The 24,243-nt window shown below is 66.0% G+C and carries 10 protein-coding genes; 5 read left to right on the top strand and 5 right to left on the bottom strand.

Annotated features, from left to right (window positions below; translation table 11 throughout):
- Window positions 1–53: 53 nt before the first annotated feature.
- The 3 genes from ACLB90_RS00115 to ACLB90_RS00105 all read right to left on the bottom strand — a co-directional run bounded on the left by ACLB90_RS00115 (window position 54) and on the right by ACLB90_RS00105 (window position 2,454).
- The gene (locus tag ACLB90_RS00115) at window positions 54–494 is read right to left on the bottom strand and encodes a nuclear transport factor 2 family protein (RefSeq protein WP_411851050.1); all 441 of its coding nucleotides are present in this window, start codon (window positions 492–494) and stop codon (window positions 54–56) included.
- A 99-nt stretch (window positions 495–593) separates the two neighbouring features.
- Window positions 594–1,379, bottom strand: a complete 786-nt coding sequence (locus ACLB90_RS00110) for a type 1 glutamine amidotransferase domain-containing protein (protein ID WP_411851049.1) — start codon at window positions 1,377–1,379, stop codon at window positions 594–596.
- A 70-nt stretch (window positions 1,380–1,449) separates the two neighbouring features.
- Window positions 1,450–2,454: a helix-turn-helix domain-containing protein gene (locus tag ACLB90_RS00105; RefSeq protein WP_411851048.1), complete on the bottom strand. Its 1,005-nt coding sequence runs from the start codon at window positions 2,452–2,454 to the stop codon at window positions 1,450–1,452.
- A gap of 231 nt (window positions 2,455–2,685) precedes the next feature.
- On the opposite strand from ACLB90_RS00105, the gene ACLB90_RS00100 reads away from it, so the two are divergent.
- Genes ACLB90_RS00100 through ACLB90_RS00085 form a run of 4 tightly spaced genes read left to right on the top strand, consistent with a single transcriptional unit; the run spans window position 2,686 to window position 6,840 of the window.
- Window positions 2,686–4,593 (top strand): Hint domain-containing protein, encoded by a 1,908-nt coding sequence (locus tag ACLB90_RS00100; protein ID WP_411851047.1) that lies wholly within the window; start codon window positions 2,686–2,688, stop codon window positions 4,591–4,593.
- On the top strand, window positions 4,590–4,931 hold the full coding sequence (locus ACLB90_RS00095) for a hypothetical protein (RefSeq protein ID WP_411851046.1): 342 nt from the start codon (window positions 4,590–4,592) through the stop codon (window positions 4,929–4,931). The genes ACLB90_RS00100 and ACLB90_RS00095 overlap by 4 nt, the downstream gene beginning before the upstream one ends.
- Window positions 4,928–6,502, top strand: a complete 1,575-nt coding sequence (locus ACLB90_RS00090) for a hypothetical protein (RefSeq protein ID WP_411851045.1) — start codon at window positions 4,928–4,930, stop codon at window positions 6,500–6,502. Before ACLB90_RS00095 ends, ACLB90_RS00090 begins: the two co-directional genes overlap by 4 nt.
- Window positions 6,499–6,840 carry a hypothetical protein gene (locus tag ACLB90_RS00085; protein ID WP_411851044.1) on the top strand — a complete coding sequence of 114 codons (342 nt, stop codon included), beginning with the start codon at window positions 6,499–6,501 and terminating at the stop codon, window positions 6,838–6,840. Before ACLB90_RS00090 ends, ACLB90_RS00085 begins: the two co-directional genes overlap by 4 nt.
- Window positions 6,841–6,885: 45 nt before the next feature.
- Here the strand turns inward: ACLB90_RS00085 and ACLB90_RS00080 are convergent, their stop codons facing one another.
- Both ACLB90_RS00080 and ACLB90_RS00075 read right to left on the bottom strand, forming a co-directional pair.
- Entirely contained in the window at window positions 6,886–14,910 is an 8,025-nt protein-coding gene (locus ACLB90_RS00080) for a neuraminidase-like domain-containing protein (RefSeq protein WP_411851043.1), read from the bottom strand.
- Between the two features lie 54 nt (window positions 14,911–14,964).
- Complete coding sequence (locus ACLB90_RS00075) at window positions 14,965–22,032, bottom strand: SpvB/TcaC N-terminal domain-containing protein (RefSeq protein ID WP_411851042.1); 7,068 nt, start codon at window positions 22,030–22,032, stop codon at window positions 14,965–14,967.
- A gap of 439 nt (window positions 22,033–22,471) precedes the next feature.
- Between ACLB90_RS00075 and ACLB90_RS00070 the strand changes: the two genes are divergently transcribed.
- Window positions 22,472–24,148 carry a serine hydrolase domain-containing protein gene (locus ACLB90_RS00070; protein WP_411851041.1) on the top strand — a complete coding sequence of 559 codons (1,677 nt, stop codon included), beginning with the start codon at window positions 22,472–22,474 and terminating at the stop codon, window positions 24,146–24,148.
- The last annotated feature ends 95 nt before the right edge of the window (window positions 24,149–24,243 follow it).

Raw genomic sequence — 24,243 nt, 5'->3', positions numbered from 1 at the left:
CCGCCATCGTGCTGTGACGGCACGATGGCGGCAGCCCGGGTGATCGCAATGGACTACGGCTTGGACCGGCCGCTCCACGACTTGCTCACGATCATCCACTTTCCATCGATCTTCGACAGGGCGAGGTAATCCAGACCTTCCCACCGGGGATAATCCAGCATCACCCTGACCATTGCCGCGCTCTCGGTCACTTCCAGAATCTGGTAGCTGCGTTTGCGCAGCGCCTCGTCGTCGGCGGGCTTGCCCGGGAAACCGCTCGCCCACTCTTCGGCGGTTTGGGTAACCACGGCGCCCCGGGCCGTCGAATAGCCCACCACGACCCCATCCTTCCTCAGAATCTCGAAGATCAGCTTCGGGTCGCCTGCTTCAAAGCCGCGCATCATTTTCTGCATGACGGCATTTACCGCCTCGCGGTCACCGCTCTGCGCCAAGGCCCAGCCGGGCGCGAGGAGAAGCGTACCTGCCACAACAACGGATCGGATCAGTGTCTTCATGGGTCTTCCAGTGGTCATCAAGGAGGTGAATGTGGCCGGCGGTCGCCGTTCATCGGCGCGGCCCCCGGCGGGTGGAGCACGGGTACTGCCGGTGGCGCCCTATTTCCGGGTGATGTCGCCAAGCACGCGGACCACGGCCTCCGCCACGGGAGCGGCGGACGCGTAGTTCTGGCCTGTCACCACGCGACCATCGACTTCGATGTACGGCGCGTTGCTGTCTATCGCCCGGAAGGTGCCGCCGCGGGAGACCACCGTCTGGCGGATCAGGAACGGGAACTGCCTGAAGTACGCGGCATCCTGTTCTTCGTGCTCTTCCGGATAGCCGGTGATCCGCTTGCCCGCGAGCAGGCTCCGCCCGCCGGACAGGGTGAGGTTCACCATTCCGGCGGTGCCGTGGCAGACGGCCGAGACGACCCCGCCATTGCGCTCGTACACATGCATGGCGATGCGCTGCAGGGTCGGATTCTCCGCCACCCCGTACATGGCGTTGCTGCCGCCGACGTAGTAGACGGCACGGTAGCGGGCCGGATCGATCTGTGACGGGGTGGCGGTGTTGCGCAGCCCGCGCATGATGCGGTCGTCCGCCAGCCGGGACGCCACGTCCTCGCTCACATAGGTATCGAGGATGGGCACGTCGCCGCCATCGGGGGAGACGAAGTCCACCGCATAGCCCGCGGCATGGAAGGTGTCCCAGGCATGCACCACCTCACCGAAGCTGATGCTGGCCGGAAGGGTGGAGGTGCCGTGGACCTTGCTGCTGGCCAGGATGAACAGGATGCGGTTCTGGCCGGCATCGGCGGGAGGGCTGGCGAACGTACTGGCCGGCCAGGCAATGAGCAGGAAGAGGAGGGTCAGCAGAGAGCGGAGGGATCGGAGTGGGTGCATGAGCGCTGGCTCGCAGGAAGGAGCCAGCACACTAGCCAATACCTATCAAATCAATGTCTTGCGATAGCTTTCAGGAGTGCTGGAATCGCTTTTCGGAGTCGCCACTGCCCGCCCGGAAGGCCGCAGGCGTGACGCCGGCCCACTTTTTGAACGCGCTGTGGAAGGTCGACATGGACTGGAAGCCCGCCTCGTCGGCCACCACCTCCAGCGGCTTGGCCGGCACCTGCTGGAGCAGCACCTTGGCTTCGCCCACGCGCAACTGCGCCAGATACTGCTTGAACGAGGTCTGGTTGTTGTCGTTCAACACCTGCGACAGCCGCGTCTGGGGCACGCCCAGCCGACGGGCGAGGCGGGGCAGGGTCAGCGTGGGGTCCAGATGCAGCCGCTCGCGTTCCATCAGCTCGGCCAGAGCCTGCAGATGGGTGGCGGCTTCGGTCTCGGGTATCCGGCGGTCCTGGTACGGCTCGATCGGCGCCTGTCCGGCGCGCAGCCGCAGATGGACCACCGCGCTGGAGGCCAACACGAACGTGAAGGACAGCGCCCCGACGATGTAGGAGGTGTAACCCGCCGTGTAGTAGGCGAACCAGATGACCCAGATGGCAGCCACCGTCCCGGTCAGCAACCGGCCCGAAGGCGTTCCCGACAGCCGTCGGCGCTGCAGAAGCAGCTGGGCGCTGGCGAGCAGCAGGTATCCCAGCCACACGTAGTTGATGCCCGGGGTGATCCACTGCCGCCACAGGTCGGGGTGATCGACATACGGCAGGAACACGTTCACGGCGACGGTAAGCAACAGGACCCCGCCGATGTGCCAGCGGTCGGCCCGCCCGGGCCCGGACCTGTCGCCCTGGCTCGAGCGCACCAGAAAGAACAGGCAGGGTCCGATCAGGAAGCAGGCGGTGAGGCCGATCTGCAGGGCAATCCGGGGGATGTCCGGCCAGAAGTAGAAGACCACGGACTTTCCCGTGCGCACCGCTACCATCAGGATCAGCAGCGCCAGCCACCGCGGTGTGGGTTCGCCCTTGGCCCGCCACCAGAGAAACGAGGCGGCGGCGATACCGGTGAAGGCACCGAGCATGGCAAAGAAGAACAGGAAGTGTTGGCCCAGCACGATCGATCCATCGAAGTCACCTGCGGGGAACGGTAGCAGGCTGGCCGGGGAGGTGGAATGTGCCAACGCTCACTGGCCCACCAGGAACCGGCACGCATTGACCCGGGCGAACTCATATCACATGCACATGCGTTGGTATTCATTGAATATGTGACGGGGCTTCTTCCATTTTCCGCGATTATGTGGAAACCGGTGGCCATGTTATATATGGGGCGCGACAAGGGGTACACGGATGTCGCATCCACAACACGCAATCAGCTCCACCAGCGCGGCCGCAGCGGGCACCTGGTCCGTTTCGGCTGCGCCACGCAATTGAACGAAACCCCGAGCAATGGTCACTTACCATGGAGCAAAGGTATGTTCTCGATATGGACACGGCCCCTCAGCATCGCATTGCTGGGCCTCGCCGCCGCCAGCGCAAACGCGGCAACGCCAGGCCGACTCACCGTACAGGAAACAAATGATCTGCGGCAGCTGATCGACAGTGCGCCGCCACACGGCACGCCCGCGTTGATGGATCTGTCAAACCCAGCGCACGAACGCGCCTACTACGCCCTGCTGCGGCTGAACGGCATGACGCCCGAGCGGCGGCCGAACCTCTACCGCACGCTGGCCAAGGTCAAGCAGACGCATGTTGGCCTGCGTGCAGACGGCGCCCCGTTGCCGGCACTGTCGCTGCAGAGCAGCGCCTTTGCAGGTACCGATGCGCCCCGTAATGACTATGCCGTGTTGAACATCGGCACCAGCGACTGGAAGAAGATCGATTCGACAGCGTTCAGCACCATGTTCAACGGTTCCCACTACTCCAACACGATGGTGACCGTCACCGATTCCAGCGGTGATGTCATCAAGAGCAATGCCGCCGAGGAATGGGATGGCGGCCGCGATATGGCCGTTGACAGTGGCGAGGGTGAAAACAAGACCGGCGGCCTCATCGACGCCGTCGGAATCTATTATGGCGAGGACAAGTCGGGCGCGCCCTACGGCCCGGTCTACGCGGCCATCTCGGGCGGGTATTTCCCCAAGCAGGTGAACAACGACAGGCCGACCATCACCACGACCAACACCAACATCGTGGTCTGTCTCAATCGTGCCAACGCCGATCCAACCGCACCCACCGCCTGCGACTATGGCCCGACTGATCCAGGCCGGATGCCGCCCGACATAAAATTCCCGTTCAAGGGCTCGGTCCAGTACCACGACCCCATCGACATCGACCCGGCGACGGGAAAGCCACCCAAGGGTCTCTACAGCGTCACGCTGTCGCTCACCGGCCGCAGCACGGGCGGCAACTGCAAGATGGTGGACATCGCCGAAAAGTTCATGAACGACCCGAACACGAAGATCAAGGGGGACACGATCACCTGGGATCTGGAACCGGCGAACTTCAGTACCGTGTGCTGGCAGAACAACGAGTTCTACACGTTGACGCTTGCGTTGATGCTCGGCGTCAAGAGCGTCCCGGTGTGGGCCACCATCACCAACGCGCCCAACGCCAAGCCCACGATCTCCACCCTCATCACCAAGCAGCTGCAACTGCAGTACGGCTGCATGCTGGAAGGCACGCCCATCCTGATGGCCGATGGCAGCACCAAGCCGGTCGAGAAGGTCGATAAAGGTGACCGGCTGCGCGGCAGGGATGGAACGGACGTCATCGTGGAGTGGCGCACGACGGGCTGGGATACACATTCGGTGGAGCTCACCGACAAGGCAGGCGGGCGGGTGGAATTGACACCGCTGCATCCGGTGGCCACGCAACGGGGCATGGTTCAGGCGCGCGATCTGAAGAAGGGCGATGTCGTGTACGGCCCACGTGGCCGCACGACGCTGGCAACAGTGACCCCGCGCGAGGCGCCGAAGGCGTTCAACGTCTTTAACCTCGGTGTGGTCAGCGGGACCGGTACAGCCATCACCCAGCGCGACGATGCCGCGTTCTTCGCCGGCGCGCTGCTGGTGGGCGATGCCGCCGTGCAGGGCGAGCTGGCCGCTCGCCAGGCACTCGGCAGCGGGCGCAGCCCCGCGCAGCTGCGCGCTCGTGTTCCGAATGCCTGGCGTGCGGATTTCGACAACTGGACCCGGGAGCAGTCCGCACGGGGGACGCCATGAATGCCACCGCCCAGGGCGACCCGGCCACGCCGATGGAAATCATCTCTGCAACCTACGATGGACTATCGCTGACCGTGCAGTGGAAGCCCTTCTCGGCGACCGGCCTGACCGGCTACGTGGTGTCCCTGCTGCATGAAGGGGAGGGCATGAACAACGTGATGGTCAAGGACCCTGCGGTGGTTTCCTTCATGTTCGGCGTGCTGCTCAAGGCTGGCGACGTTTACAAGGTCTGGCTGACGCCCGTCCTGCGTCCAGGCCGGCCGGACACCGATAGACAGAGCAACGTGGTCGAGATCCCGTATCCGGCTGCTACGGCGGCGACAGGAGGTGTTGCATGACGATCTGGACACTGCGTCTCTGGGCGTTGCCGCTGATCGCCGCATCGCTGACGGCGGGGGGCGCATGGGGCAGCCCGCCCGTTGCTGCCGCCCCTGGGGCCCAGGGTACGGCGGGCCTCACGCCGGCACCCGTTGCGCGCAAGCTGAACCTGGAGGATCCCGAGGAGAGGCGGCTTTACCAGGACGTGCTGCGGCGCGCGGGCGTGGCACAGGGCAACCCCCTCTATGGATGGGGCACCACGCCCACGACGGGCAAAAAGAGCAAGGCGAAAGGCGCAGCCCCCCAGCAGGTGTTCACGCTGCTGGGTTTCGGCAGCGACGATGCCGGTCGCCATGTGTCCAGTGGCGCCCTGTATGCAACGGATGCCGAGGTCTACAAGATCACGCTGACGCTGGTGGTTACCGACGCTGACGACAATGTGGTCACCCGAGGGCTGATCGACGTAACCGACCGTCAGTCGGTTGTACTGAACACCCCCACCGGTCCCAACCCCGAGGGCGGGGAGATCAACGCGGTGGCAGTGGCCAGCGTGCTGTACAGGGACGGCACTCCGGACGTCTTCTACGTCAACGGCGAGGCGGCGAGCTATCCAACCAAGGTGACCCAGCAGGCACCCGCCCGTGACGCCGGCGGCTCGACCAGCAATGACGTTCAGATATGCATCAATCGCGCCACCGCCAAAGATGCACCGGAACCGCGGTGCACTACCGTGCTCGCTTCGGCGGAGCAAGTGCCGTCGCTGCAGTTGCCGGTCATCGGTTCGGCGGTGTTCGGAGGCGACATCGACGTCGATGCCCAGGGTAGGCCGGACAAGGCCAGTGCGTCCCTGGTGATGGTCGCGCCGGACGGAACGCCCGCATGCCATATCGCTGCATTGGGCGATGCGTTCTTCGCCGACCCGGAGACGAAAGTGGCGGGCAACACGCTCAGTTGGGCGTTCAATCCGCTGCACTTCGAGGGTTGCCCCATCGCAACCGGGCCGTACAGCTTTTCACTGGCGCTACAGGTCAATGTCCAGGGCAAGCCTGCCTGGGTGTCGGCCAGTAGTGCGATCAAGCACAGTACGCTAACGGCCCGTGCAGCTCCTCCCGTACAGGTGACTGCAGGCTGCCTGGCCAAGGGCACCGCCGTGGCTCTGGCCAAGGGTGGCACTCTGCCGGTGGAGGAGGTGAAAGCGGGTGACACGCTTGCAGGGGAGTCCGGCGGTCTGGTCGTGGCCGCCGTCGCATCGGGAACACGCACGCAATCGCTGACGCTCACCCTGGCCACCGGTCAGCGCATCGAGATGAGCATGATCCATCCGGTGGCAACCCATCGCGGCATCGTCCAGGCGCAGGACCTGAGACTGGGAGATGAAGTGACCACCCGCGAGGGCCGCTCGCGGGTCGCCACTATCCTGGCCCAGGAGCTGCCTGCACCGCTGCAGGTGTACGACCTGGTGTTGACCCCCGCACGCGGATCAGAAACGCAGGGCTCGACCTTCTACGCCGGAGGCATCCTAGTGGGTGACGCGGCGATGAAGGCCGGTCTGGTCAATGCAGGTTCCCCTGCCCAGGAGCATCGTCCATGAGCGACCATGACACGCAACACACTGCCAGCCACGCGGCAGACGCCCACGCCGCCGCCGACACCCCGATGGTGGTGACGACCACTGCGTCCAAGGCCAACGTCGTGCACGTTCAATGGGCGCCGGCGAGCTACAAGAACTGTGACGGGTACGTCATCGGGATCATCACCGGTGCCACCCGGCTGACCAACTTCCAGGTGCTCGACCCCAAGGCGACCGGCGACCAGGTGCAGTTCACCTGCGAGGCGGACGGCGTCTACTCGGTGGTGGTGGAACCCATCATTCGCGGTCGACCCAGGGACGCCCTTAGCTCGGCGCCCGTTGGCATCCCGTACCCCTGAGCAACAGCGTGCTCCGCCCTCCCTGGGGAGGGCGGAGCACGGCACTCAGCCCAGCGTCCCGGCAAAGGTCAGGACCAGATGGATGCCCACCAGCTTCGCTGGGTCAAGACGGTCTCCGTCTCTCAACTCCCGTGGAATGTCCGCACGCGTGACCTGCAGCATCCAGGTGGCGCCCGGATCGAGATCCACGGCGAGTGATGTGGCCACCGACGTGCTGCCGGTGAACCCCAGCGCGATGGGGTCGGCCATGCCGGGAACGGTGAATGCCACCGGCAAAGGGCCCACGAACAGAGTATCCGCAAGCTCCAGCTGCAGGTAGGCGCCGGACAGCGCCACCGGCCCGTTGAGATTGAACGGGAACAGACTGCGCGGAACCGGGAACTGCAGTGTCTGCACGGCGGCATCCGCAGCCGGGTGCATGAACGCGTACCACGCACTGCTGTACTGGCTCAGCTCCAGCAGGCGCGCACCAGCGACCTCGTTTGGCACCAGCTCGCCAACTGCCTTCTGGAACGCCGCGCCCCCGGCAAGAGCGGTGTAGTCGATCTGGAGGATGACATCGGAAATGGCGGCAAGGTTGAAGGCGTTGGTCCGCTGCGGCATGTCCAGCGTCCATTGCGAGACGGCCCCCGTTCCCTCGAACGGCACGTAGCGGTCATCGCCATTGTCGGCAGCGCTGCCGTCGTCGTCGATCGCGCGTGAGATCGCGATCTGCTGCTGATTGCGCCAGTTCAGCCGCAGCACACTGTCCGCCGGCGCCGTGGCATCCGCCCCCAGCAGGAACGCGACCGCAGCGGGATCGTCTTTCATCAGGATGGCGTTCGAGGTCTGGGTCAGCATGCCGTGCAGATCCTGGTACGGACCCACCACGGAGGGGATGGTGACCCGCAGGCGCTGGATCCTGCGGCAGTAGTGCCCGGGGAAGTCCAGGTCGAACAACAGCTCGCTCAGACCGAACGTGCACGAGCCGGTGCTCTGCAGGTCCAGCAGCGCCTTGGGGTCCATGTCGCGCAGCGAGAGGGTCTTGCTGATGCTCAGCCTGCGGGCGTTTCCTCCCAGGTAGCTGCGCTCCATCTGCCCCAGCCCCAGCAGCAGGCCCTCGCCTGCAAGGAGGCCCCTGCGCCCGCTGTCCCAGTAACGGAAATCGATGAACGTCGCCGCGCTGTCCATTTCGTACTGGTACGCCCGCTGTGCGGACATGGCCAGGTCGAAGGCGAGCTTGTAGGTCTGGAAATACAACGCCGACAGCCGCGTGGACATCCACGCATACAGTTCGGCACTGGTGAACTTGTCGAGCAGGAATCGTCCGGTGTCCTCCGCCTGGGCAACCTGCACAGTGTTGAGCTGCAGGTCGCGACGCGCCATCTCCACCCGGGCCTGCGCCGCCGCGATCTGGCTCTGCTGCTGGCTCACCTCGTAGCCGGCCAGCTGCGCCTGCAGCGACCACTCCTGGCTGCGTCGCTGATAGCCCGCCAGCACCGAACTCAGCGAGGCGGCAAAGTCGAAGTTGCGCGACACCGTGTCGTAGATCGCAGACGCTGCATCGAATGCGAACCCGACCTGGATACCGCCATAGGTCATGGCGAATGGCGACCCGACGTTGGGCACCAGGTGCGCCGCACTGGACATCGCCCGCATGACGCCCGACTGTGTCTGGAACACATTGGCCAACGCCATCATGGCGATGTTCACTTCTTCGGCCGGTGATAGTCCATCGTCCACCAGCGTGGCGTAGTACGTCTGCCGGTACGCCGCCGAGGCCTGGGAGGTCTTCAGGCCCGCCAGTGACTGTTCGGCATCAATGATCTGCTGCTGCTTCATCTGCGTGGTCAGGTCCATCACCGCGCTTTCCTGGGCGTTCTGAAGCTGCGCCAGCGCCTCCGCGTCCTTCTTCTCAAGGGCAGACAACAACGCACCGCCAAAGGCGATGAGCGTCTGGGTGAGCGATGCCGCCCGGTCATGCAGGGTGCGGAACCGGTAGGCCGGTGTCGCCGCAGGGCTGTGGTCGAGCACGTCAGGCAGTTGCCCTCCGTTGCGGGCCACCGCGCTCACCAGCGCATTGGGGTCGATGGGTGGCTGGTAGAAGGGCAGCTGACGCACAAGCCCTGCCAGGTTCATGCAGTTGCGCAGCTTGTACAGCCGGTCCTCGATACGGGTCCAGTACGCCACCAGGTCAGCGTTCTCACCGACACCGAAGTAGGTATGCAGCAGGTTGAATGGCGCCGGGTTGTACTGGAAGGTCGCTCCGGCGGGTCCGGGCAACACGGTTTCGAGGTCGATCAGGAACTGCGGAATGTGCCCGCCGTAGCTGTCGAGGATGTCCTGGAACGTCATGGGCGCCGGGGTAGGCATCGTGCCGCGGTCGCGCGGCCGGGGGCCCAGCAGGTCGTACGCCATCAGGTACAGCAGCAGCGCCTGGTTCAGCGACTCGCGGGTGTCCAGCGAGAACTGCGCATCGCCCCAGTCCAGCAGGTTGTCGATGTAGTGCATCACCACCGTCTTCCGGAAGGCGCCGGGGCGCAGCGCCGCCACCGAGTAGGGGTCGAAGGGATGCTTGTTCCAGCGCAGGATGGCCGTGTTGTCCGCCAGTTCCTCTGCGATCGACGGCAACGAGGTGTCCTCGCGGAAGGGCTGGAACTGCCAGAACACGGCCGGCTCGGCGGTATCGGGGTCCTGCACCGCCGCCGTCGGATTGAAGATGAAGTCGTACCAGCGCTGGGCCTCGGCGAAGCGCTGGTTGGCGTTGAGCAGGGACGCAAGCAGGAACGGAATGTGGAAGAAGACCTCCTCGAAGTAGGGCCTGTACGCTCCCTTGAAGTCGACCTGGCCTCCGCACAGCACGTCCGGCGGAATCGTGTTCGGGGGCGGCGGAATCCCGTCGCCGGTCGGGTCGCATGCCGCGGTGATGGTGGAGATCGGGCTGTAGAAGCGAGAGAAACACAGTGCGCCGGTGCCATGCGCGGTCTGCGTGCGATTGGACAGCAGCGCCTCGATGCCGCCACCAAAGAGGACACGGCTCATTCGGCCTACCGCGCCGGCACTGAGCCGCGTGAACTGGACCACGGCGTCCTGGACGTTGATGGGGTCATCGGTATACGCGCCGCAGCGCAGGATCACCTCATCGGCGTCACCGCTCAACGTGGCGCTGCCGGCGGCCATGCTGACGATCGACTCGATCTGCCGGAACGAGGTGTCGGTGGTGACCGCCAGGAAGCTCTCGTCGCCGTTGTCGAACACCCACCAACCCGGCAGGTTGGCGACACCGATCACCTGCGCCTGCCGGGCAAGGCTGTACAGGCAGGTCGTGGTTACTCCGCCGGCGTACACGCGCTCGTAGTAGTCGGATCCGGCGGAAAGCATGTTGTCGACAAGCACGTTCTGGCTGGGAATCAGTCGGAAGGTGCCCTCAAACGAGGTGGCGCCGAACGGTTGTACTCCCTGCGTCGGATTCTCGAAGAACGCCCACGCTTCGGTGGCCTCCAGTGTGTCGTCCAGCACCGCAACCGGCAGCAGCTGCACCGAGCCGGCGCTGCCGGCCGGCATGGCGTTGGCAGCAAGCGATGCGTTGAACACGCTGCGATTGAGCTGCGCGCGATCCTCCGCGCGATCTGCGGTGGCAGGCTTCAGATTCGAGGTGGCGCGTGCGGCATAGGCGTTGCCAAACCCCACCACCAGACGGTCTGACATGCCCTTCACACCCGGCACCACCGTGATGTAGGGGCGATACCAGTAGGGCTGGCTGACATCGATGCCCTTCAACGCATCGTCGCTGGCGGTATCTACCAGCGTGGTGGCATACGTGTCGGGCATCGCATCGAAGACGACGCCCGACAGCGCCGGCTGTGGTGCGGTCCATGTCCTGTCCAGGCGCTGGTATGCGTAGCGGACGGAGCCGCGCAGGCTGTCGACGTTGTTCTGCGTGGTCCCATCCAGCAGGCCGATGCTGGCCTCCTCGGTCTCGACCCAGAACAGGAACAGGCGGCCGAACGCATGCACCGGGGTGACACTGGGGGCTGGAATTTTCAGCTCGACCTTGTTCCATGCCGACCAGATCTCGCCGTCCTGCAGCGTCCGCAGGTAGTACACAAACGGCTCGCCCGCCGACCGGCCAACCATGACCAGCTGATCCACCTGCTCACCGGTGTCCGGATCCGGGGCGGTGCAGTACACCGACCCGACCGTGCGCAGGGTGGCCAGTTCGTCCAACGTTGCCAGGTAGGTCGTGAACGCATTGGTGACCGCCGCATCGGTGATCTCCCCCTGCTGGAGCTGGTCGAGCAGGGTGGAAAACAGGGGGGTGCGCGACCGCATCAAGGTCGGGTCGATGTAACTTTCCGGATAGAGGAATATCTTGCGGTTGGCCTCCCACAGGCGGTAACTCGACAGCCAGCTCCAGGTCAGATCGGAGATCTCCGCCCTGGTTATTCCTGGCTCCAGTGCCATCCTGCAGCGCTGCAGGTACATCTGCGCCGCCAGGGTGAGTTCGAGGATGGGCGTGGTCATGTTGCAGCTGCAGGACTCCACGTCCATCAGCAGGTACTCGCTCAGCCCACGGGGCGAGTCGATCATGGGCACCTCTGGCCGCAGCACCAGCACCGCAAGCGCAACCAGCGCCCTGCGGCGGCTCTCGGCCACTGCATCGCGCGCCGGCCGCGACATCTCTCCCCAGGTGGCATCGCCGTACCTGGCCTTGAGCACGTCCAGCGCCGCCTGCGCCACTTGCCGCCATTGCACCCAGGCGGCCGCATCACCGCCAGGCAGCGTGGTCAGCGGAAGCCGCGCGTAGCCGGCACTGCGGGCGAGCGCGAGCATCGAATCCACCTGCAGACCGGACTGGCTCGCCCGTTGGACACAGAGCCGCATACGCTCAAGGCCGGGCAGGCTGCTGAACGCCTCGCTGTCTCCCCACACCGCCTGGATCAAGGCCGCGGACTGCGCGACCGGCCATCCGGTGAGTGCCTGCAGCGCAGTGAGCTTCAGCTCCGGCGGCTGCATCGGTGCAAGCAGATAGCCGGCAATCGTGAAGCCGCTGGTGGCAAATGCCTTGAGCAGGCGGGCGTACAGGGACAACAGCCACAGGTCGTACAGCCGGGGGTGAGCCAGGTCGCGGAAGTCGAACGCACCGGGAATCACGCAGGCGATGTTCATGTCCCGTGCGCCGATACCCAGCCGGGCCGCAGCGAAGGCGAGGCGGTCTGCGTTGAGCAGCGCCTCGACCAGCGGCACGGGATCGGCCGGCGGCGTCAGCAGCAGCTGCTGCGGCAGCCCCAGCTCACCGACGGTGAGGGTGGCCACACCGCGTGCCATCTCCACCTCGGTGTCGAACAGCAGGGCCAGCTGCGTGTGAATGCCCAGCAGCTGCTCATCCAGTGCATTGCCGAGCACGGCGGCCACATGGGCAATACCCCCACTGATCTCGATGAGGCGGCGCTGTACCGCATCGATCAACCAGCCTCGATCCGGCAGATCCGGGAACAGGAAGGACAGATCGGTAGCCGACGTCACTTCGGTGGTGAGCGTGTCGCCGTCGAGCAGGCCCGCGGCAGTGAGCTGGGCGTGCGCCTGCGCGGCATTGTCGCCGGTCAGGGGACGCACCTCGAGCCGCGTCACGGTAACGGGCAGCAACGGCGCCACCACCGGCAGGCCGGGCGGTTCGGGAAGCAGCACGACGCCGGCGGCATCCAGATCACCGCGCCGGACCAGCGCCTTGAACAGCGCCTCGGAGGTGTCCGCGTCGATGCTGTCGAACACAAATGACTGGGGACCCAGCAGCCAGCCCTTGCCGAGCGCGCGAAGCGTCGCGAGGAACGCCGGCATGTTCTGCGGATCGAGCACGCCCGGCACCCGGCCGAGCACGGGGCCATCGACGATGTAGCCGATCTCATCCAGCGACAGGCCGCCCTGGTCGGCAGCGTCCTTGAACGCCACAAGCGCCAGGATGCCCTCAAGATCTGCCGGCATCCCATCGCCCAGCAGATCAATGGCCTGAAGAAGCGCGGGCAATTTCAGTTTGAGCGCACGGGCAAGCCGGGCCATGCCATACAGGCGCGAAAGCGTGGGCACATCCAGCGTGATCGACGGCCCTGCATGGAGGCGGGCGACCAGCAGGCGCAGATCGGCCTCGTTGAGGCGCAGCGAACCGGTCAGCCACGCCAGGATGCGCCGGTTGTCGGCATCCTCGTTTGCGGGTGACCAGACGATGGGCACGGACGTGAACAGCGGATTGCCCGCGAACGTCGGCCGGTAGGGCGTGCCACTGTCCAACACGCGCGTGCTGTTGAAGGTCCGGTCAAACAGATCCTGCGGACGGGCATCGGTGCCACGCCCGAAGGTTTTCACCACGGAGAACAGCGCGCAGGCCTCGTCAACGGGCAGCGCGAGCCGGTTCTTGAGCTGTGACAGCAGGGCAAGCTTCTGCAGCGTGGTCTCGCCGAGCGCACCGTCCCCGCAGCGGGCGATGGCCCAGTCAAGATCGGCGAACGACCAACCACACGCGGCGGCCAGCCTGAGGAAGCGGTTGATGCGGTCCAGCCGCACGCTGCTCAGTCCTACCAGCAGGTCCAGGCTGTAGTTGGCATCGGTCAGGTCGCTCGCCACCGTGATCGGCGCACCGTCGTCACCTGCATTGATGAAGAACAGGCCGGGCAGTCCCTTCTCGACCTCAAGTGGGCTCAGGTCCTGCTGCAGCAGCGTATAGACCGCAGGCGTGTCCAGGCCGGTGACCTGCGAGAACACGGCCAGCTGGGCGACGCTCTGCGGCGGGCTGGCCTGAGCAGGAGCATCTGTCAGGTTCGCGGGCCAAGGCGTGTCCACGGTAAGCGTGCTGCTGTCGTCGACCCGGGTGATGACGCGCAGGGTGCCGCCAGCGTTCACCACCCAGCCGGTGATCGCGTCGCTGAACGAGGTCCCGGTCAACGCGTTCTTGCCGGCCACCGCCGATACGTTGCCCAGCGCGACCGGCAGCGCGATGGGCGAGGGAGCGGACGACTGCGCCGGCAGACCGTAGTACTGCGACAGGTGTGCGTCGGCGGTGTCGGCCGTGCACACGATGGCCGCCTGTTCGCGGCTGAGGCCCAGCGTCTCCCGCGCCACATCGATGGGCCCAGGCATGCCGGTGGCGCCGCCCTCCTGGGCCAGGAATGTGCTGTAAACCGTGGCGAGCGACTGACCATCGATCCCCAGCGTGGCCCGCAGGCCGAGCAGGTGCAGGTTCTGCGGAAGGAAGAACGGAAAGACACGGGTGGCGATCGCCAGGTCCGCGTCATCGCCCAGCGCGGCGGCCAGGCGCGTGGCTATCACCCGGTTGGCCACCTCTACCTTGGACACCGGGTCCAGGGTATTGGCACAGGTAAGCCCGGTGCTGAACATGTCCGGCCGCCGCGCGGCGAGTGTGTAGGGCGGGGCTACGTCGGGGTTCTCGGCGACGATGGTTTCTTCGATCACCCGCATCAAGTCGACGTAGTACGCCGACGGCCCCAGTACCGACTGACACTCGGGGACCTTCATGTAGTCCAGCGTACCGAACAGATCGGTGTAGCTGGGGAGGTCCGCGACAGCGGCCAGCAGGGCATCGTCGGGCCGCAGGTAGCGGTTTCCGCGCACATGCGGCGAGAACTGGTCGCGCAGCCGCGCCCAGGTATGGGTCACGCGCGACTGCACGCTGCAGGCCTCATCGTGCACCTGCGCCGCGATCCCGGCCGACCCGAGTGCGTCGCCATACCGGGCAACGAACCGGGCACGGGGAACCGCTGCGATGTGGTGCGCGCTGTTCAACCCCTGGGCGTGCAGAACATCGGCAACGGACGGGGCCAGGCCCAGCTGGGCCATGCGCTGGTAACGATGCAGCGATGTGCGCACACCGTCATGGTCATCGCCCTCCAGTCCCAGCGCAGCCAGCGTGTAGGGGCGCCACAGATCCAGCGTCAGCAGGTCAAGGTCGCCATTGGCCGCCGACAGTACGGCAAGCCGGGGATGGGCGTGGGCGGCGTCGGCAAGGGTGACGCGGGCGCCACGGCGCCCGGAGGGTCGCCGCGCGGAGAGGGGACTGCCGGGAACAGAGGAGTCGAGCATTGCCAACCTCGTTGCGCGAAGCAGAAAGACACGGTGGGTGATGCTGGAAGGCGGTTAGGGGAACGTGTTACCGCCCTGCGAGTGAGTCGGGGTGTTCTGGGGATGGAACGAATACGTGTAGTTCAGCGGCTGCAGTACCGACGTGGGAACGTAGCTCTGCACCACCGACGGCGAAGAACCGAATGTGCTGTTCGAGCTGAATGGCGACGAGAAGCTCGCATACGGCTGGAACGCAATCACCGGAGTGGGCTGCGGCGGCGGTGGTTTGAACGCGTCCATCGGGTCGGGACCAGGCAGCGACCTCAATCCCTGCCAATGCAGCATGAGCCCGGTGTAGGCGGCCAGCTCGTTCGTGTAGATATTTCCGAACTTGGCCGCCCCAACGGTGTGGAACGCGCCCTCATGCTGGCCGACGACGCCGTAGCTGCTGCCGCCGCGCGAAACCGCCCACAGGTTGTTGGCGTTGGTGGCATATTCGGGCAGGAACTGCTTCTTCGCGCCGTGGTGCAGCTCCACGGTCCGGAAGTAGTCATCGGAGGCGACGATGTCGCCCATGTCTGTATCGTTCATTGCCCGGGTGAAGTAGGGCGAGCGCATTTTCGTGTAGGACGATGTTCCACCCGTGTCATCATCCACCCCCGCGTTGGCCTGCGCGGTACGAAAGACAGCCAGCAACTCGGGATTTGACCCGATGTGCAGTGGCTTGAACGTTTCGAACATCGACAGTACCCGATACTCGAGCGCGGGCGAGAGCCTCGAATCGTAGTACTGGGTTGCACTTGTGTTGAAGTCGTAGACGTAATCGTTGATGTCCTGGGCCAGTTGCTGGTACGACTGCGCCTCAGAGGCGGTCAAATAGCGATAGTTCGCTTCGAAGGTGGCAAACGTGGTTGTCGACGTGGTTGACGGCAACGTGATCTTGGCCTTGCACCCGCCTGTCGGATCCACCCACGACAACGGGTTGCAGCCCACGTACTGGTAGAGGTTGGGGCTGTCGACCGGACCGTTGGGGTCGGCGCTGAGCCAGCGGGCCAGCCACGTCACGTAATAGCGGTCACCGAAGAAGTACAGGCCGGTGGCGTCATCGCACTCCTTGCCGCAGAACCGGTAATCCTTCAGCTGGACGTCCGCTTGGGCGTGGCCGGCAATGATGGCCGTGCCGCCATAGGGGAAGTACTCCTCGTAGCTGATCACCGCGCCATCCGCTTCCACCTCCAGCGCCGAAGAGCCGGTGACCGTGGCCAGCTGGAAGCGCAATTGTGATGCGCGCCCATCGCTATCGGGCCAGTAGCAGGCCATCAGCAGCCGGGCACCGGCGTCTTCGACGGAGATGCTGGTGCGCGTCACCTCCGGCGTGGCGGTGGTGGTGGCGGGCAGGGTGCGGACGAACTCGCATCCATCCAGGTAGACCTTGTCTTCCACCTGCAGCCCGCCTGCGGTCAGCCGCTGGGTCACGCGCCGGACCCGCTGCCCGGCACTGTTGTAGATGTAGAACTGCGCATCGTCATCCGCCCCAGACCGGGCCACGGTAACGGCACGGCGCGGGCGGTTGCACCAGTCCCATTCCATCGCGCGCAGGTGGTCGAACGCCACCATGTTCCCATTGGCGTCATAGGCAGCATCCGCGTCGGCAACAGGCCCGTCCTGCGCGTCGAGAACAACCCGGTTGGAGCACTGCGACACCGTGTACCGGCGTGTCCACGACAGCGTGGACTGCGGGGTTGCATGCTCGAGCTGCAGCAGGTTACCGGCGTCGTCGTAGGCGTAGTGTTCTGTGTAAGGCGTCAGCCGGGCAGCATCGAAGGCGTTCTGCGGGCACAACGGCGTATACACGCTCTGCTTGAATCCGGTGCGGTAGGTGCTCGCGCCGATCCCCGGGTTTTCGCGCCCGGTGGCCTGCAGCAGGCGGTAGATGGCATCGTAGGTGTATGCCTGGCGCGGTTCGATGCGCGCCTGGTCGCAGAACACCAGCGGCACGGTTGCGTCCTCGGCGCAGGTGATGTTGCCCACCGGGTCGTATACATAACGGATCTGCTGCAGCGCCTTGCCGTCTCCGATGCGCGACGTCGACACAGTCAGCAGGCGCCCGGTACTTTCCTCGTAGCTGCGCAGGGCCAGCACCCCGCCGCCCAGCTGGGCCGAGACACGGCTGCCCTCGGCGGAGTACACCGCCCTGCTGACCACCGGCGTGGCCGATGGCGCCCCGGCCAGCGTCAGGGTGGTCCAGGCCAGCCAGCCTGAGGCGTAGTAGTCGCTCTGCTGTCTGCTGCCATCCACGCACACCTTGTCGATCAGCTGTTCGAAGGCGTTGCGGGTGGTCCGCGTGGTTCGCGCAGGTTCGAGCGCCACTGTCCTGCCCGGCGACCAGTCGACTTCCCCGCTGTAATCGACGCGGAGTTCGAAGCGGCTGCACGTGGGCTTGCCACCCAGATCGAACGGCCCCTCATGCAGCACACCCGAGGCATCACGCAGTTCCACCCGGCGTCCAATGGTGTTGCTGGTGGCATCGGTCCCATAACACAGCTGTTCAACGCGCTGTTGGAGCCCAAGGGCGCCATCCACGTCAACGTGGACAAGCCGGCTCATCGCATCATAGGCACGGCGGGAATGTACCCCGCGGCCGTCCCATTGATGCACCAGGCGCCCGAGCGCATCGCTGAACACAACGCGGGCGCCGGCATCCACGCTGTCCAGTGTCATCGGGTTGCCCGCGAGGTCGTATCGCGTGGTGATGTTCCAGGTTGCGCTACCCCCTTCGATGGAGCGGCGGCTGAAACGAGGATCAGCCAGGGCGAGTGAGCGGCCGTCGATATCGAGCAGACTGGACGTCACCAGGGAGACGACGCCGGGCGCATCGGCTGTGCAGTTGCGTTGTTCAAGATCGACCGCGCGTCCAAGCGGGTCGAGCCAGCGCGTCAGGTACGTGCCCGCAAATAGCGCCGCCTGTTCCAGCGCCCGGCGCTCGTCCGCGAACCCGGGCGAGGTATCGCCGATATGGGCAAGGTAATAGGGCGAGGTTGTCACCGTGTCGTCCAGATCCCATTCGTCGCTGGACCAGGCACGGTAAACGGTGCGGGCGATGAAGCCCTTGGCCGTCAGCGTCTCCACCACACGGCCCTGTGCATCGAGCCAGTCGGTCTCGAACGGCCCATCGGAGCGTCCGCTGTACTCCACTCCGTCGGTGAAACAGGCCGACCAGCGCCTGACCGCCGTGCCCTGGATGTCCAGTGCCACGTGGTCCTTGGACAACCAGGCGTCCTGCAGACGCCCACAGGCCTCGGCCTCGACCCACGTCTTGTTCTGCAACGCACGCTGGAGCGCATCGCTGTAGGTCGCCACCACCACCAGGCGCGACGACTGCCCCGGGGCCAGCTGGCTGACATGCAGCTGGCGCGCGATGCTGAGCACCACCGGCGGCAGGCCTGAGCCCGGCCGCTCCTGGTAATGGAAATAGGCACTGGCCTGTTGCAGGTACGCCGCTGGGTCGGCCAGCACCTCCGCAATGCTCCCGGCGGGCAAGGGCACGTAGTCGTCAATGCTGGCATCGCCCTGGCGAACGCCACTGGCCGGTGCGTGGAAGCGGGTGGCCACAACCACCCGCCCCAGCGCATCGGTCAGCACCTGGTCGACCACCCCGTTCACGTCGACCAGTGCCGCCGTCTGCAGCGCCTGGTAATCCGGCACCGCGCGGGCGGTGCCGTCGGCATTGGTCATCGCCAGTGGCAGCAGCGCATAGTCATCGTAGGTGATGGACACGGTGCTTCCTGCCGCATCCGTGGTGCTGATCGGACGGTGGAACCGGGCTGCATCGGAAAAACGGGTCACCGCATCGGACGCCCACCAGTAGCCGTCTTCAAACTGAAGCAGGCCGTCGTCCTGGATCTGCTGCGAGGTCAGCCGGCCGTCATACACCTGCGCCGCCATGCCCGCACTCAACCGGGTGCTGCCTGCGTGATGGCGCAGCGCCGGCCATGCCACCGCACCGTAGGGCAGGGCGGCGCCGCCCTCGGCATTCCAGTAGAACAGCCGTGTGTCCAGGCGCAGGCGCGCCTGCGCCGACGTGCCCGAGAACGGCTGCTCGGGCGGTATCACGTTCTGCAGCGCGAGCAGCGTGCCGGCCAGCATCGCGTCGAAGTCCAGCCAGCGGCCGGGGGCAGGGCCCACCCCGGCCAGCGCGTACGCTGCCTCGCCGAGTGCCGGCACCATGAAGGCGCCGGACTGTTCCAGCGGCGCGGCAAAGCGGGCGTGCGTGGCCGTTGCCAGCGCATTCGTCTGGTACGCCGGCACAGGCGTGGTGGATGCAGGCGGTGCCGGCGCGCCCCAGCCCCGGGCATTGGCGATGTCGGCTGCCAGGATGACATGGCCGCAGTCGTCTACCTGGAGAGTGAACTGCTGGCTCACGCGCGGATCCAGCGCGTCGCGCTCGTAAACGGCAGTGACGGTCTCGCGGCCGGCCACCTGGAAGGCCGATTCGTCCTCGCCGCGTCCAGGCTGCACTTCACGCACTGTGTAGCTGCTGCTCACGACCGTGCAGGGCACCTCCTGCAGCGCCCCGCCATCAAGCGCATAGGTTTCCCTGCGCAGCACCTGCCCCTTCAGCGCACGGTGCGCAACCCGCAGCAGTGCGGCATCGGGCAGGGCGGAAAGGGTGATGAAACGACTGTCGGGCGCCGGCGGCTGGCGCCCTGCCACGCCAGGCCAATACTGGCCGGCATACTGCAGGGTTGCCACATCGGCGTTGATGAATGCACCGGTGTCGTACCACGTCCGCGTGTACGCCGGTGGCGCGTAGGACTCCTCCTGCACCACGCCTTCGGTCCATCGCTCCACGTAGCCGAAGCCACGGAACGCACTGGCGACAGGGTCGTAGTATCCGTCGTGGTAGGCGATGCGCAGCGTCTGGCTGGCACCCGAGAATGGTTCGGTGCTGGTGATCCGGGTCACGGCGTGAACCGGGAAGGGCAACGCACATGGCCACGGACGGCCGGCCAGACTGTCCGCGAGGGCGAACTGGCTGGAGGTGCCGTATTCCAGCGTCGTCGTTGCCCCGAGATCGTTTCGTACCGCAGCCAGCAGCCCCGGCCTGCGTCCTCCGGTCAGATCGATGAGCCACTGCCCCTCGGTCGCCGTACCCAGCAGAAGGTTCTGGCTGCCACCGCCAAGAAGGTCCCCGCTGCCCGCGTAGCTGAGCTGTGTGTAGGCCACCGGCAGGTCGATCACGACCGCCGGGGCGAAGCCCCCGCCTGTCTGGTTGAAGTAGAGATGGACCTGCCGTTCCCCGAAGTAAACCAGATCCACGCCGCCGGTACCGCTCAGATCCGCGAGCCGCAGCCGTGTTGCATCGAACCCGCCGGGGAACACGGGCGCTCCATCGAACAGGATGCGCTGGGCAAAATGCCCATAACCCAGGCTTGGCCAGCACTCCACGCTGCCGTCGCGGATGCGCACAATGTGTGCGCCCCCGTCGCCGATCGGGTCGGCAAACGCGATGAAATCGCGCTGCGATGCCATGCGTGGATCGGGCACGCCGGTGGGCAATGCCAACGCAATGGGATCACCATAGCCGTCGGTACCCTTGCCGGGGTACCAGCGCACCGAGTCCGGCCCCATGACCAGCAGATCCGCCACGCCACTTCCCGTCACGTCCACGTACTGCGCAGCCGCCGCGGCCGCTTCCGGCGCCCAGTGCGGGAACGACTGGAACGCGCTCCATCCTGCACCGCGCGTGTAGCGGTAGTACCCAGCCTGCGTGCCTTCGGCAACGACGCAGTCGAGCTGCCCGTTGGCCTCGAGGCTGGTCAGCAGCTGGCGGCCGGCAGACACGTCACGCTGCAACGGCATGGCCTGTGGCGTGAGCGCCTCGGCGAACCGTCCGTCGCCGAGGTTGCGCCAGAACAGGCATGCCGATGGCGTGCTGAACAGCAGGCCAGGCAGCCCTTCGCCCAGAAGGTCTGCCACCACCAGCCCTCCTTCCGAGAGCGGCGCAGGGAAGGCGCCGCGCGCCGGCGTGACGGCGCGGAACACCTGCCGAGCTGGGGTGAACGCCTGGTAGTCCAGACTCAGGCCAGGCCGCTCAAGCATCGCGCGCGAGCCATCCGGCAACCGCCGGTACCCGCGCTGCACCGCACGGCACAGCATCGACAGGCCGTCCTGCGGCAGGTAGTCGAGCACCGTGGCCGCCACCAGGCAGGGACGCGGTCCCAGCTCCGGCAGCGCATGGAACATCAGCACGCCGCGGCAGAGGCGATAGGTGCGCACCTCGAAGCCGCCGCGGTAGCTGGAAAACGCGTCCGGCCGCGCCGGCCAGGTGCGTGCCGGGCGGTATGGATCCGGGTTGTCCGGCCCGATGTCGTACTCGCCGTAGTCGAACACCATCCGCATCGCATACCCGGCGTCCGCATCGCTGCCCGGGCAGGCGCCATAGCGGATCTCGGCAATGTAGCGGTTGGCGGTGTGGTCACGGCCGGCATTGCAGGGCAGTGCCGGGATGTTCTCGGCGTCTTCAGGCTTGTAGATGTACTCGACGCGATCGCCCGAGGCATTCACCGACCGCTGGATCAACCAGGCAAGCACGCGCGCCGGACACGCCGGGTCGGCGATCCGCGACGCGGCATCGCTTCCAAGCACGGCGACGCTGCCGTCGGCACTGGCGATTCTCCAGTGTTCGTCGCCCCCATCCAGCCGCCGCCAGCGCTCGAAACGTGTCCCATCACCATCCGAGCGGCGACGGTATCGCCACACGTCATAGTCCACGCCGTCGTCGGAACAGCGGGCACGGACTGGCTGCCAGTCGCCATCCACCGCCTGCAACGTGGGCACCAGCACCTCGCCGCTGGCGATGAACACGTCGGTGTCGTCGTAGCGCGGAATGCATGCGTCGGTGCGGCGCGCGATGCGCGGCAGGGCAAGATCAAACCCGAGGCCAAAGGCCCCGTTGCTGCCACCGCTTGCGTAACCCAGCACCAACGACGGCGTTACGTCACGGCAGGTTGATGTCGGAAGCGGAACTTGAAACGACGCCGCGCCGGTGAAGTCGTCGGCAGAGAAGCTCTCGCCCATCCCGCGAACGACACCGCCACCGGCAGGCATGGATAACTTGGGTAGTTCGACTGCGCTTGTCATGAGGCATTCCTTGCCTGGCAACAATCACGTCACAGAGTCCTTCGCAGGGAAGGTTCCCGAGCTGCTTGAATCATCGACTGCGGATCGAACCATACCACGGGATCTTCGACGCGCAGATCCGCACCGGGGCCGTGTGCACCGCTTTGCGCCCGACAACCCCATAAACCGTTGATGTGGAAGGACTTCGCTCAGTACGGACGTGAAGGACGGCGCCGCTCAGGCGTCCACCAGGAACCGGCACGCGTCCAAGGGAATGATATGGACCTTGCCGTCATCCGTTGCACTGGGCGTACCGGTAGCGCCCCCCTGCTGCGGTCCCAATGAATCCGATCCACCTGTTCCAGCGTAACGCCAACTTCCGGCCTATGTCGCCCACCGCGGACACCATGCTAGGTTGCGCTGGCCTTCGCTACCGGGGGCACTACTCCAGGGGTCTGTCGTGCGTATCCGTCGCTCCACCTTCCCGCTGGCGCTCATCGCCGCTGCCTGGGTTTCGCCGCCCTCGATCGCACACCCACGGTCAGCCGATCCCGTGCCAGCCGACCGCCATGCGCAGGTGGACGCGCTCTTCGCGCCGTGGAGCGGCACCACCACGCCGGGCTGCGCGGTAGGCATCGCCCGCGACGGCGCCGTCGACTACATGCGCGGCTACGGCATGGCCAATCTCGAGTACGACATTCCGATCGCCCCGGATTCAATCTTTCTCTCCGGGTCCATCTCCAAGCAGTTCACCGCGGCCTCCGTCGCGCTGCTGGCGCAGGACGGAAAACTGTCGTTGGACGATGACATCCGCCTCCATCTGCCGGAGATGCCGGACGTCGGCAGAACGATCACCATCGCCCACCTGATCCACCACAGCAGTGGCCTGCGCGAGCAGGGGCAGCTGCTGTACCTGGCCGGCTGGCGAAGCGACGATGAGATGACCCAGGCTGACATGCTGGCCATCGCGGTGAAGCAGCGCGGCCTGAACTTCGCGCCGGGGAGCGAAACGCTCTACAACAACCTCGGCTACACGTTGCTGGCGTTGATCGTGGAGCGCGTCTCCGGAATGCCACTGCGTTCCTTCGCCGACGCGCGGATATTCAAGCCGTTGGGCATGACCAGCACGCACTTCCAGGACGACCACACCGGGATCGTGCGCCGGCGCGCGGCCGGCTATCAGGCACACGGCGATGGCAGCTGGCGGGTCAGCAACCCGGCATCCGACTACTACGGCCCCACCGGCGTCTTCACCACCGTGGGCGACCTGCTGAAGTGGCAGGACAACATCATCCATGCACGGGTGGGGGGAGCGGACCTGGCGGCCTTCACGCAGACGTCGGCACGGACCCCGAGCGGCGAAGCGAGCGGCTACGGTGGCGGGGTGTTCGTCGGCACGTACCGCGGCCTGCCGACCATCGGGCACGACGGTGTGCACGCGGGTTATCGCGCGGACGCAGTGACCTTTCCCGATCAGCGCCTGTCCATCGTGACGCTGTGCAATGGCGCGTCGATTGCACCCCAGGTGCTCACGCAGCGCATCGCTGCGGTGTATCTGGGGGATCTCCTGGCGCCGCCACTGCCGTCCGTTACTACGCCGGAGGCGGAACTGGCCGCACTGGCGGGCATCTACTGGAGCCCGCTGACCGACGAGGTGGTTCGCGTCGAGATGAAGGATGGGGCGCTTCGACCGACCGGCGCGTCGTCACCGCTGGAGTCCCTTGGCAGTGGCGTGTTCCGGTCCGGCGAGACCGTGCGCTGGCAGTTCAGTCCTGCCAGCAACGACGCACCGGGCACGCGCGAACTGCGGATATGGGATGCCTGGCCCACGCCCAGGGCATTCACCCGCGTCAACGCGCCGATGCCCGCAGCTGCGGCCCTGGCCGAGTTCGCGGGAACGTACCGCATCGACGAGGTCGGCATGCGCTACACGGTGCTCATGTCGGACGGAACGCTGAGGGTGCGGTGGCCTCGCCAGAGCGATCTGGTGCTGGAACCGGTGGGTGGCGACCGCTTTGTAAGTGGCCCGTGGACAGTGACGTTCACGCGCGCGGCCCAGGGCACGGTGGATGGCCTGACCTTCACCGCACGCCGCCTGCGCCGCATGCGGGCCGAGCGGATGGACGACGACGGCTGACGACATCGCCCACCCGCGTCATCCTCATGCCTGCATCGATCCAGCCCGGCGTGGGGTGCGCGGCCCCTTGACATCACCAGGGGTATAGTCAAGCC

The organism is Stenotrophomonas sp. LGBM10 (assembly GCF_046736075.1).
Lineage (GTDB): Bacteria > Pseudomonadota > Gammaproteobacteria > Xanthomonadales > Xanthomonadaceae > Stenotrophomonas.
The sequence above is the reverse complement of the archived record's forward strand: the minus strand, read 5'-3'. Positions and strand labels throughout refer to the sequence as shown.

Excerpts from the sequence above, each read along its gene's own strand:
- ACLB90_RS00085 (WP_411851044.1), top strand. The coding sequence starts at position 6,499 with ATGAGCGACCATGACACGCAACACACTGCCAGCCACGCGGCAGACGCC.
- ACLB90_RS00090 (WP_411851045.1), top strand. The coding sequence starts at position 4,928 with ATGACGATCTGGACACTGCGTCTCTGGGCGTTGCCGCTGATCGCCGCA.
- ACLB90_RS00105 (WP_411851048.1), bottom strand. The coding sequence starts at position 2,454 with ATGCTCGGTGCCTTCACCGGTATCGCCGCCGCCTCGTTTCTCTGGTGG.
- ACLB90_RS00095 (WP_411851046.1), top strand. The coding sequence starts at position 4,590 with ATGAATGCCACCGCCCAGGGCGACCCGGCCACGCCGATGGAAATCATC.
- ACLB90_RS00100 (WP_411851047.1), top strand. The coding sequence starts at position 2,686 with ATGTTATATATGGGGCGCGACAAGGGGTACACGGATGTCGCATCCACA.
- ACLB90_RS00080 (WP_411851043.1), bottom strand. The coding sequence starts at position 14,910 with ATGCTCGACTCCTCTGTTCCCGGCAGTCCCCTCTCCGCGCGGCGACCC.
- ACLB90_RS00110 (WP_411851049.1), bottom strand. The coding sequence starts at position 1,379 with ATGCACCCACTCCGATCCCTCCGCTCTCTGCTGACCCTCCTCTTCCTG.
- ACLB90_RS00115 (WP_411851050.1), bottom strand. The coding sequence starts at position 494 with ATGAAGACACTGATCCGATCCGTTGTTGTGGCAGGTACGCTTCTCCTC.
- ACLB90_RS00075 (WP_411851042.1), bottom strand. The coding sequence starts at position 22,032 with ATGACAAGCGCAGTCGAACTACCCAAGTTATCCATGCCTGCCGGTGGC.